This is a genomic window from Streptomyces sp. NBC_01477 (assembly GCF_036227245.1).
GTDB lineage: Bacteria > Actinomycetota > Actinomycetes > Streptomycetales > Streptomycetaceae > Actinacidiphila.
In genome coordinates this window covers 4747014-4758121 of sequence record NZ_CP109445.1, presented here as the reverse complement: position 1 = coordinate 4758121, position 11108 = coordinate 4747014, and the positions used below count along the sequence as shown (strand labels likewise).

Genomic DNA, 11108 nt, shown 5'->3' with positions numbered 1-11108 from the left:
GGGCGCCCTCCGGCGCGGCGGGCAGGCCGTTCGAGGGGCGGGTAACTGCGGCTGTCCGCCGGGGAAGGTCCGGGGCCGCGCGGCTGGGCGAGCGGAAAGCCTCAGGAAAATGCCGCCGCATGCGTCGCCGCCCATGCCGCGAACGGGCGGGCCGGGCGGCCCGTGAGGGCAGCGACAGTGGCAGTGGTCGCGACCGGCGTGCCGTCGTGGTTCCGCCAGTGGTCGAGGAGGGCTTCGGCGTAGGACGCCGGAATACTCGTCTCCGCCATCCACCCGGCACGGCTGACCGGCTCGACCCGCACGGGGCGCCCCCGGGCCGCCCCGATGAGTTCGGCCTGCTCACGGAAGGTGAGGGACTGCGGCCCCGTGAGGGTGTACGCCGGAGCCGAGTACCGCTCGGGCGCCGTCAGCACGGCAGCGGCTGCCGCCGCGAGGTCGTCCTCGTGCAGCGGCACCGTGTGCGCGTCCGGGTACGGCAGCCGCACGGTATCGGTCGCCGCGATGGGCCGCGCCCATTGCAGGGCGTTGCCCGCGAAGTCTCCTGGCCGCAGAAATGTCGCCGGGACGGGCCCGCCGCGCAGGGCCGCCTCGACGGCGGCATGGTGCCCGGCCAGCAGATCGTCCGCGGCGCCGGGCTCCAGGACCGCGGAGGAGGACAGCAGCACAATGTGCCGCACCCCCGCCGCCGCGGCTGCCTCGGCGAAGGAGGTGGCGGCGTCGGCGGAGCGCCCGGCGTAGAGGAAGACCGAGCACACCCCCTCCAGGGCGGAGCGAAATGTGCCGGGGTCGTCGAGCACGCACCGTACCGCCGGTATGCCGCCGGGCGGGTCCGATGCGCCGGGGTCGCTCGACCCGGCCCGCAGGGAGCGGCCCTGCGCGTGCAGCAGGTCGATGAGCGTACGGGCGACGCGTCCGCGGCTGCCGGTGACGAGGATGGTCATGGGTTCTCCTGCGAAGACGTGGGTCGGCGAAAGCGGGCGCACGCAGCGGAATCCCTAGACTGGGAGCGCGACACAGCTACTGCGCCACGCAGATATTGTGCGACACAATCTTTGCGTCACGCAAATGATGAGGGACGGAGACGGCCGCATGCCCGACCGCGAGGAGTTGCTCGACCAGGTCGTCACGGAGGCCCGGCGCCATTACGCGGCCTGGACGCTGTTCAACCAGCGGATGGCCGACCGGCTCGGCCTGCACCCCACCGATGTGCAGTGCCTCAATCTGCTCGACCTGGAGCCCGACCCGCTGACCACCGGCCAGATCGCGGTGCTGACCGGACTGACCCCCGGCTCCGCGACCCGGCTGGTCGACCGGCTGGTCGCGGCGGGCCTGGTGGAGCGCCGCGCGGATCCGGCCGACCGCCGCAGATCGCTGGTGGCGCTGACGCCGGGCGCCCTGGAGGGCCTGGGCGACGCCTGGGAAGGGCCGGGGGACGCGTACGACACGATGCTCGGCTCGTTCAGTGACGCCGACCTCACCGTGATCCGCCGCTATTTCCGCGCCGCCGCCGAGGTCGGCAGCGAGCAGGCCGCGGAGATCGGCCGTACCTGACCCCGGCTCGGCGCGGCAGCGGCTGCCGGGGGGCGGACCGCGGGGCGGCCCGGAAAAGGCGGAGGGGCCGCCGGCACGAGATCGCCGGCGGCCCGGGTGGAGCAGGTGGAGCGAGCGGAACGTCAGTGGTTGGCGGCACCGTTGCCGGACAGGACCGGGATGTTGTCCAGGATGTGCGACAGCGGCTCGTCACCCTTGGCCTGGGTGGAGTTCTCGGCGCACTGCTGGTTCTGCGGCGACGACAGCACGTTGACGTCCTGGACGGTGATCGGGATGAGGCCGATCAGCGAGCCGACGTTCGCCTTGACGGGCAGGCCGATGCAGGGCTTGTTCAGGGTGCCCTGGATGAGGCCGAGCTGCGGGCTCTGGGTGCCGCCGGTGACGGTGTTGCCGTAAGCCTGCACGGCGCCGTTGCCGTTCACCGTGGTGGTGCCGGTGTCGTTGCCGATGGCCATGGCCGGGGCGGCGGCGGCGCCGACTGCGACGACCGAAGCGGCGAGGGCGGCTCCGGCCAGCATCTTCTTGATCATTGTGTGTCCTTTTGCGATGCGGGATTGCGCGGTTCTGGAAGGAAGGTCTGAGCGATCTGATCAACCGCTCATGACGGGTTTGGTTCCGGCGTTTCACTCCGATGGTGGAGTCGGGCCGCCGGGAAAGTGACGGGGCGTCAGCCGCCGAGTCCGCCGAGCACGCCGCCCAGACCGCCGAGCGGCAGCCCGCCCAGCGGCAGCCCGCCGAGCAGCGACGCGCCGGGTACGGCACCGTCCAGGCCGGACTTGGCGACACCCTGGGTGGCCGTGCTCGCCTGCCCCAGGAGGGCGTCGGTCGAGGTGTTGCCCCGGAGGTTGTCGGTCGTCTTGCCGAGGGTGCTCAGAACGGGACCGAGCGGGGCGCTGTCGCCGAGCTTCTGCAGCGGCTGCTCATTGAGCGCCTGGTTGATCCCGCTGTCGATGCTGGTCGGCATCGTGCTCATGTTGTCGGCGCTCGCGGCGTCGGCGAATGCGGGCGCCGCCACACCGACCGCCATCATGGAGCCGGCCACGACCGCTGCAACCTTCGAGTACTTCACTTGCCACCCTTTCGGTAGCGCCGGAATGTCTGTCGACATGAACAACGACTACGGAGTGCAACGGAAACTGTGTGCGGACCCGCCGCCTGACAATCACCCGATAGTGCGGCGGCTTGACTTTCCGGGCCCGGGCAAGGAAACGGTCGGAAATCGCTCAGGAATACGTGCGCTGAATACGCGCGGTACGGGTCGAACGCCGATAGAGCATCGCGCCGCTGAGCAGGAGCGCGGCTCCCGCGCCGGTCGCCGCGCCCACCGCGCCCCGCGACGCGCCGGTCTCCGCGAGCTGTGTGTGCACCTCGGGCGTGGTGACGGGGGGCTTGGCGTGCCGCGGTCCCGGCACCACGGGGGTGGCGGGCACCTCGCCGTTGGCACAGGAATTCCCGCTCACGGCATTGAGCAGCGCGGCCACGTCCACGGAGTTCCCGCACACGTTCACCGGCGCCTGGACCGGGATATTCACACTGTTTCCCGACAGCACTCCCGGCGAGCCGTGCGTGTCGCTTTCCGCGGTGGCTCCGTACGAATGGGTACCGGCCGGCACATCGGCTTCCGGCGAATGGGCGTCGGCCGAATGGGGTGATCCGTTCAGGGCGCCCTGTGCGTCGGAGTCCGCGTTCGCATAGCCTCCCGTCACGGCGAGGATGCTGCTCGCGGCAGCAACGGTGAGCAGACTCCGGCTCAGAATCTGTCGTCGCATCGACTCATTTCTCCGCTCGTGCAAGGTCGTGCAAGGGTGGTGCAGATGACGGACCGCCCCGGAGTGCGGCGCACTCGGCCCGGGGCGGTACCTGGTCGGAGCGTGCTGTCCGACCTGTCGGCGTCGTTCGTCGTCAGTCGGCGTTGACGCAGGTGTTGCCGAACGTCGGGTTCAGCAGCGCGATGATGTTGACGGTGTTGCCGCACAGGTTGAGCGGCACGTGCACCGGCACCTGGATCAGGTTGCCGGACAGCACGCCCGGGGAGCCGATGGCGGCACCGGTCGCGTCGGAGCTGGCGAACGCCGGGGTGGCGACGCCCATCGCCATAACGGTTCCGGCGGCGAATGCCGCGGCCTTGGTGAGCTTCTTCACGGTTCTACTCCTTTTCCAGCGGCGGTGGCATATTCTGCCGTCACGGATTTCGTGCCGACAGGTCCCGTCATCTCGGAACCCTGCTACCGCGCGGTCCATTCAACGATGATTGATGCCGATAGGTGACTCCCCGCCCGTCTTCGAACGGCATCATCCACTCGGATGGGCGGCAAAATTTGCATATTTGCAGTCCGGTTGCGCGGGAACGACTCCGTCCGCCGGCTTCTCACCGGCGGTCGGAACCGCGAGGGGGGTACCCGGCAGACCCTCAGGAAATCTGGGCTCAGCTGTTGCCCGCGCCGTTGCCGGAGAGGATCGGGATGTTGTCCAGGAGGTGCGACAGCGGCTCGTCGCCCTTCGACTGGGTCGAGTTCTCGGTGCACTGCTGGTTCTGCGGCGACGACAGGACGTTGATGTCCTGGACGCTGATCGGGACCAGGCCGATGAGCGAGCCGAGGTTCGCCTTGGCGGGCAGCGCGATGCAGGGCTTGTTGAGCGAGCCCGAGATCAGCGCGAACGACGGGCTCATGTAGCCGCCGGTGTAGGTGTTGCCGTAGCTCTGCTGGGAACCGTTGCCGTTGGCGGTCGTGGTTCCGCTGCTGTCACCGATGGCCATCGCCTGCGGGGCGACCGTCGCCGAGACGCCCGCGATGGAGGCGGCCACGGCTGCCGTGGCGAGGAACTTCTTGATCACGGTGGGACCTTCTTGACTGGAGTGGGATTGCCCCCGGAAGACGGGTCGGACTGTCCAACCCCCGGCATCGGCGTTTAGTAATGCCGTTTCACCCGAATGGATAGTGGTGCCCGTCGTGTTCGCCCCGCATCAGGCGTGCGGGTGAGCGTACGGGCGGCGGATTGACGCCATGTCAACCCGCTGCGGTGTGATCGTCGTAAGAGACCGCCAACGGCTCCCTCGTGCGCGCGGCTTGCGTGATTTTCGACGCGCCTTCTGCGACGGTGCATTTCTGTTTCCCGGGGATTGACCGACCGGCTCGGCATTCGTCGACCGGGCGGCCTTCCGCGGGACCGGGTGGCGGGGTTTGACGGGCTCGCAGAGGGAGATCGGCGCGCGATGCCGCAACAGCAGGACGGACTCGCCGGGTTGACGGTGCTGCATATGGCCCAGCCCGTCGAGGGCGGGGTGGCCCGCGTCGTGGCGGACCTGGTCCGCGCGCAGGTACGGGCGGGCGCCCGGGTCGTCGTCGGCTGCCCGGCCCCTGCCGCCGGGCGGGCGCTGCCTGGCCGCGGCTTCACGGCCCCCGGCTCGTCCGGCCCCGGGGTCCCCCCGCCCGACACGCTGCCGCAGGCCGCCGCGCGCGCCGGCGCGGAGGTCGTGCACTGGTCCGCCCGCCGAGCTCCCGGCCCCGGGCTCCCCCGCGAGGCCGCGGCGGCGGCCCGGCTGGTGCGCGCGGTCCGGCCCGACCTGCTGCACCTGCACAGTGCCAAGGCCGGCCTCGCGGCCCGCCTCGCCGTCCGCGGCGGCGTGCCCACCGTCTTCCAGCCGCACGCCTGGTCCTTCGACGCGGTCGGCGGCGCCACCGCCGAGGCCGCGCGCGCCTGGGAGCGGCACGCCGCTCGCTGGGCGGACCGGGTGCTGTGCGTGAGCGACGCCGAGCGCAGGGTTGGACGGCAGGCCGGGGTACGCGCCCGCTGGGCGGTGGTGCGCAACGGTGTCGACCTCGCCCGTTTCAGGCCCACCGCCGACCGCGACGGCGTCAGGGCCGCGCTGCCCGCGCTGTCCGACGCCGGGCCCGATACGCCGCTGGTGGTGTGCGTCGGACGGCTGTGCCCGCAAAAGGGCCAGGACGTGCTGCTGCGCGCCTGGCCCGCGGTCGCCGCGGCACTTCCCGCGGCCCGGCTCGTGCTGGTCGGCGAAGGGCCCGACCACCGGCGGCTGCTGCTCGACGCGCCCCCCGGCGTACTGCTCGCGGGCACCGCCCGCGACACCGTGCCGTGGTATCAGGCCGCGGACGTGGTCGTGCTGCCCTCGCGGTGGGAGGGCATGGCGCTGGCACCACTGGAGGCGATGGCCTGCGGACGCCCGGTGGTGACCACCGACGTGAGCGGCGCCCGCGAAAGCCTCCACCCTGACGACGCCGAGGCCTGCGTCGTCCCGGTCGCGGACGCCGCCGCTCTGTCCGCGGCCCTGGTACGGCTGCTCACCGACCGGCCGCTGCGTACGGCCGCGTCCTTGCGCGCCCTCGCCCATGCCCGCGCCCAGCACGACGTGGCAAGAGCCGCGGCAGATGTCGCCGCGGTCTATCGCGACGTCCTGGCGCTCCCCCACCCCGTACGCCCCCGGCGGCTCCCCCGGTGACGCCCGACCCCGCCCCCCGCACCTGCGACCCGACCCGCGCCGACGCCGAACGGGTGGCGGCACCGCAGACGTACGAACCGAACCGGCAGGACGGCGCCCGGGCGCACGACCGGCCGCGCCCCGACATCGAACGGGCGGGCGGCCCGCGCCTGTCCGAGCCCGGCCCGGCCGGCGCCACGGCCGCGGTCCGCACGGACGCGGCGGCGAACGGCGGACCTCGCGCTTACGCGCCCGGCACCGCCGGCGACCCGCCCGCGTACGGCACCCGGGTTCACCACCGCGCCGGGCAGCCGCGGCGCCGGGCGGTACGGGAGCGGGTCGGGGGAGTGCTGGCGGCGGCGGACTGCGCAGGAGCGGTCGTCGGAGCCGCGGTCACGGCGCCGCGCGTGGTGCTCGCCGGGTGCGTGGTCGCCGGGTGCCTGCTGGTCACGCAGCACAGGGCAGGGCTCTACCGGCCGGGCTTCGCTCCCGGAGCTTTCGCCGAACTCCCCGGGCTGGCCTGGCGCACGGTCCTGGCCTGGGTGGTGCTCGCGGTCGTGGCCGCTCCGGGCGCGCCGGGCTGGGCGGAACTGCCGGCCGCGGCGACGCTGACCGCGGCCGTCGCGGGCGGGCTGCGGGCAGCGGTCTACCGGTCGCGCCGCCGGATGGCCCGCAGGCGCCCCGCCTCGACGCTCGTCGTCGGCGCCGACGCGGCGTCCGCGGCCTGGATCGCCGCGGTCCTGCACGCCCGCCCGGAGTACGGGATGCGCCCGGTCGGCCTCGCGGCGCCGGCCCCCGTGCGCCCCGCGCCCCCGGAACCGCCCGCCCGCGGGGACCGGCCCGTGCCGCCGCAGTACATGCCGCCGCCGGTGCTGCCCGTTCTGCCGTCGCCAGGCGACGTCACCCGGGCGGTGATCCAGAACGCCGTACGGCACGCCGTCGTCGCGGGTCCCGCGACGCTGGACGCCCGGACGGCCGCGACCGTGCGGCTGCTGGCCGCGCAGGGCTGCCTGCTGTGGCAGGTCGGCGGGGAAAGGCGCGGCAAGGGCGACGGGGCCGGCCATCTGTGGGGCTACGCGTGCCGCCGGCTCGATCCGTACCCGCCGACCGCGGGTCGCGTTGCCCGCGGCGTGAAGCGCGCCCTGGACGCGGCTGTGGCCGCCACCGCCCTGCTGTGCCTGGCGCCGGTATTCGCCGTGTGCGCGCTCGCCGTGCAGCTGGCGGACGGCCCGGGGGTGCTGTTCCGGCAGGAGCGGATCGGGCTGCACGGGCGGACCTTCACGCTGCTGAAATTCCGTACGCTGCGCCCCGCCGACGCGCACGAGTCGGCGACGCGGTGGAGCGTCGCCCACGACCAGCGGATGAGCCGCGCGGGACGCCTGCTGCGGCGCACCTCGCTCGACGAGCTGCCGCAGCTGTGGAATGTGCTGCGCGGCGACATGAGCCTGGTCGGCCCGCGCCCCGAACGCCCGCACTTCGTCGCGCAGTTCAGCCGGACACTGCCCGGCTACGCCGACCGGCACCGGATGCCCGCCGGCATCACCGGGCTCGCCCAGGTACACGGTCTGCGCGGCGACACCTCGATCGCCGACCGGGCGCGCTTCGACAACCACTACATCGACAGCTGGACGCTGTGGCAGGACGTGTCGATCCTGCTGCGGACCGCCGCCACGCTGTTCCGCTGCGGCGGGAGCTGACCGGCCCATGGCCCTTGCGACGGCGGCCCTCCCGCCGCTCACCCTCCGCCTGCGCCGGCTGCGGCACTACGCCCCGCTGCTGCCGGCGCTGGCCACCGTCCTGCTGCTGGCCGCGCCCGTCACGACCGGCGACGTCAGCGCCTCGGGCAAGGTCACCCCGGCCGACGCGGCCTCCGCGGTGCTCGTGGTGACCGCCGCGGTCCGGCTGCTGCGCGAGCGCTCCCGGCCGCTCACCCCGGCCGCGGCCGTCGTGCTCGGCGCGCCCGCGCTCGGCTTCGCCGCGGCCGCCGTGACCTCCCTCGACCCGGGCGCGGGGCTGGCCGGATTCCTGCGCTATGTGCAGGTCTTCGTGGCCGTGCCCGCGGCCGTGGTCCTGCTGCTGCGGGACCGCCGCGACTTCACCGTCGTCGCCGGCGCGATCGTGCTGCTCGCCCTCGTCCAGGGCGCGGTCGGCACGTGGCAATACGCGACGGCGACCGGCGCGTCGTACATGGGCGAGGACATCCGCGCGGTCGGCACCTTCGGCCCGTCCGACGTGATGGGCATGGCAACGGTCGTCGCGTACGGCCTGGTGATCGCCGCCGGCTACGCCCTCGTGCCGCCGCCGGCAAGTGACCCACGCTGGCTGCGGCCCGCGGCAATGGGCTGCGCCGCGCTGCTCGTCGTCCCGCTCGCGGTGTCCTTCAGCCGCGGTACGTGGATCGCCACCGCCGTCGCCTGCACCGCGATGATCCTGCTCGCGGGCCGCCGCCAGGCGCTGCGCGTGCTGGCCGCACTCGCCGCGAGCGCCGTCGTCATCGTCGGCGGCCTCGGCGTCGGGTCCCAGATGATCGGCGAACGCGCCGCCAGCATCACCCAGGTGACCGACGCCCCCGACCCCTCCGTCACCGACCGCTACACCCTCTGGTCCGCCGCCCTCGGCATGTGGCGCGAACACCCCGTCACCGGCGTCGGCCTCAAACGCTTCCCCGCGGAACGCGACGGCCACGCCGCCCTCGCACTGTCGTCGGGGAGCGACACCGCGGGGGCCGGGCAGGCGTTCACGCGCGAGCCGCTGCTCTCCCCGCACAACATGTACCTGCTCGCGCTGAGCGAGCAGGGCCTGCTCGGCTGCACCCTGCTGGCCGGCGGCTGGGCGGCCCTCCTCGTGCTCGGCCTGCGCCGCCTGCGGGCCGGCGCGGGGCGCCGCAGGCCGGTCCTGCGGAGCTCCCCCGGCGGGGTTTGCACCGGGCCGTCCTCGGACGGTCCGACCGCGCCTCGTGGCGCGGTGCCGTCCACCGGGCAGGGCCTGGGACCCGGCATGGCGGCGGTCGGACTGCTGCTGTGGCAGTGCGTCGACTTCCTCTACGCCGACATCGGCGGCCCGTCGACCGTACTGACCGCGCTGCTCCTCGGCCTGGCCGCGTGGTGGGCGCTGCACACGGAGGACGGCGGCGCGCGGTGACCGATTTCGTACGCCTGCCGCCGCTGCCGCGGCATGCGGCACCGCCGCGCGGTTTCGTGGCCCGGGCCGCCGCCCTGACCGCGGGGCTGAGCGTGGCGGGCTCCGCGCTCGGACTGGTGCGCGACCAGGTCATCGCGCGGCTCTACGGCGCGGGCGCGGGCAGCGACGCCTTCCTCGTCGCCTGGACGGTGCCGGAGCTGGCCGCGACCGTACTCATCGAGGACGCGATGGCGCTGCTGCTCGTCCCGGCGTTCAGCGCGGCCCTGGCCAAGGGGGGCGCGGGCGCGCTGGTCCGGGGCACATTGCCGCGCCTCGCCGCCCTGCTCGCCGCGGCCACCGCCGCCCTCCTTGCCGCGGCCCCCCTTGTCGTCCACCTCCTCGCCCCGGGCCTCGCCGACCCGCGCCTCGCCATCGCCTGCACCCGGCTGACCGCCGCCACGGTCTTCACCTTCGGCCTGACCGGCTACCTCAGCGCAGCTCTCCGCGCCCACCACCGCTTCCTCCCCCCGGCGACCGTCTACGTCGCCTACAACGTCGGCATCGTCACCACGCTGCTCGCCCTGCACGGCCGACTCGGCGTCCAGGCCGCGGCGGCCGGAGTGGCAGTGGGCGGCGCCTTGATGGTCCTGGTCCAGCTGCCGTCCTTCGTCCGAGCACTGCGCCCGCGGGCCTCCGCTGGCGCGGACCGTCCGGCCCTCGTGACCTCCCCCCGGCCGAGCCCCACGGGTCGGCCCCCTGGCGCCCTGCCTGCGGCCCGCAGGGGCGGTTCCGGGACCGCGGGCTGCGCTGCCGGTGGTCGGCCGACGCCTTGCGCAGGCCCGGCTCCGGCGGCGGAGGTGGTCGCCGTGGTCCACGTCCCCGGCAGTAGTCCGACCGCGCCCTCACCTGCGGCGGAAGCGGCGGTAGATCCGGCTGCTGTAGACCGCGTCTACGTAGGCGAGCCGTCCCCGCCCTGCGTCCGGCAGAGCGACGCGGCGGATACCACCGCTGAGGTCGGCTCTCCTGCCGGGGATCCGCCCGTGCCCGCACCGCCGGGCGCCACGGCGGATGGAGGCGCCATGGTCCACGTCCCCGCCGACGGCGCGCCGACGTCCCGCCCGGTGCCGGGGGCGGCGCGGGTTTCGGTGGGGCTCGGCCTGGTCGTGCCTGTTGTGCTGTTCGCTGTCGGGCGGCAGACGCAGGTGCTCGTCGAGCGGTTCTTCGCGGCCGGGCTGCCCGCGGGGGCGATCTCGCATCTCAACTACGCGCAGAAGGTGGCACAGCTGCCGATGGCACTGTCGCTCATGGTCTGCACGGTCACCTTCCCCGTCGTCGCGCGCGCCCTCGCCGCGGGCGACCGCGAACGCGCCAGGCAGCGGGTCGAGCGCGACCTCACCCTCGCGTGCGTCGTCGTCCTGCTCGGCACCGCCTATGTGATCGCCTGCGCGCCGCAGATCGTTCACACCCTCTTCCAGCGCGGCGCCTTCGACGCGGCCGACACCGCCGCGACCGCCTCCGTCATGCGGGTCTACGCCCTCGGGCTGCTCGGCCAGAGCCTGGTCGGGGCGCTCATCCGGCCGTACTTCTCGGCCGCCCGGCCCACCTGGTACCCCGTCGCCGCCATGGCCGCGGGCCTCGGCGTCACCGTCGCGGTGGACGCCGCCGCCGTCACCGGGTGGGGTGCGTACGGCATCGCCGCCGGCAATGCCGCGGGCATCAGCCTCACGGCCGTACTGCTGCTGCGCGGCCTGGCCACCCGCGCCGTCCCCGTCCGCGTGCCGGCCCTTGTCGCGGCCGTGTCCCGGTACGTGCTCGCCGCCGCCGCGGCCACCGGTGCCGGGTGGTGCACCGCCCGGCTGCTCCCCGGGCCCGCCGCGCTCGTCGCGGCTGCCTGCTGCCTCACCGTCCCGTTCGCCTTCGCCGCCGCGGCTGCCGCGGTCGGCGCTCCCGTACGGAGCCTGCCTCATGCCGCCTGAACCCGCGCCTTGGCCTTGGGTGC

Annotated in this window: 11 protein-coding genes; 5 read left to right on the top strand and 6 right to left on the bottom strand. The window is 74.2% G+C overall.

Translation table 11 applies throughout. The features are described from left to right. Positions 1–101: 101 nt before the first annotated feature. Positions 102–941 (bottom strand): SDR family oxidoreductase, encoded by an 840-nt coding sequence (locus OHA86_RS20050; RefSeq protein ID WP_329177224.1) that lies wholly within the window; start codon positions 939–941, stop codon positions 102–104. A gap of 148 nt (positions 942–1089) precedes the next feature. Here OHA86_RS20050 and OHA86_RS20045 point away from each other — a divergent pair, with 148 nt between their 5' ends. After that, positions 1090–1551: a MarR family winged helix-turn-helix transcriptional regulator gene (locus OHA86_RS20045; RefSeq protein ID WP_329177223.1), complete on the top strand. Its 462-nt coding sequence runs from the start codon at positions 1090–1092 to the stop codon at positions 1549–1551. Between the two features lie 122 nt (positions 1552–1673). Here the strand turns inward: OHA86_RS20045 and OHA86_RS20040 are convergent, their stop codons facing one another. From OHA86_RS20040 to OHA86_RS20020, 5 genes are all read right to left on the bottom strand, one after another. After that, on the bottom strand, positions 1674–2081 hold the full coding sequence (locus tag OHA86_RS20040; RefSeq protein WP_329177221.1) for a rodlin: 408 nt from the start codon (positions 2079–2081) through the stop codon (positions 1674–1676). Positions 2082–2218: 137 nt separating this feature from the next. Further along, positions 2219–2620, bottom strand: a complete 402-nt coding sequence (locus OHA86_RS20035) for a hypothetical protein (RefSeq protein ID WP_329177219.1) — start codon at positions 2618–2620, stop codon at positions 2219–2221. Positions 2621–2774: 154 nt separating this feature from the next. Further along, positions 2775–3320 carry a chaplin gene (locus tag OHA86_RS20030; protein WP_329177217.1) on the bottom strand — a complete coding sequence of 182 codons (546 nt, stop codon included), beginning with the start codon at positions 3318–3320 and terminating at the stop codon, positions 2775–2777. A 133-nt stretch (positions 3321–3453) separates the two neighbouring features. After that, positions 3454–3648, bottom strand: a complete 195-nt coding sequence (locus OHA86_RS20025; RefSeq protein ID WP_329182481.1) for a chaplin — start codon at positions 3646–3648, stop codon at positions 3454–3456. A 328-nt stretch (positions 3649–3976) separates the two neighbouring features. Continuing rightward, positions 3977–4387 carry a rodlin gene (locus OHA86_RS20020; RefSeq protein ID WP_329177216.1) on the bottom strand — a complete coding sequence of 137 codons (411 nt, stop codon included), beginning with the start codon at positions 4385–4387 and terminating at the stop codon, positions 3977–3979. A 378-nt stretch (positions 4388–4765) separates the two neighbouring features. On the opposite strand from OHA86_RS20020, the gene OHA86_RS20015 reads away from it, so the two are divergent. From OHA86_RS20015 to OHA86_RS20000, 4 genes are read left to right on the top strand one after another with little or no spacing between them, the layout of a single operon-like run. After that, positions 4766–6010 (top strand): glycosyltransferase, encoded by a 1245-nt coding sequence (locus OHA86_RS20015; protein ID WP_329177215.1) that lies wholly within the window; start codon positions 4766–4768, stop codon positions 6008–6010. Next, entirely contained in the window at positions 6007–7686 is a 1680-nt protein-coding gene (locus OHA86_RS20010; RefSeq protein WP_329177214.1) for a sugar transferase, read from the top strand. The genes OHA86_RS20015 and OHA86_RS20010 overlap by 4 nt, the downstream gene beginning before the upstream one ends. 7 nt (positions 7687–7693) lie before the next feature. After that, positions 7694–9130, top strand: a complete 1437-nt coding sequence (locus OHA86_RS20005) for an O-antigen ligase family protein (protein WP_329177213.1) — start codon at positions 7694–7696, stop codon at positions 9128–9130. Next, the gene (locus OHA86_RS20000) at positions 9127–11085 is read left to right on the top strand and encodes a lipid II flippase MurJ (RefSeq protein WP_329177211.1); all 1959 of its coding nucleotides are present in this window, start codon (positions 9127–9129) and stop codon (positions 11083–11085) included. The genes OHA86_RS20005 and OHA86_RS20000 overlap by 4 nt, the downstream gene beginning before the upstream one ends. Positions 11086–11108 lie beyond the last annotated feature (23 nt).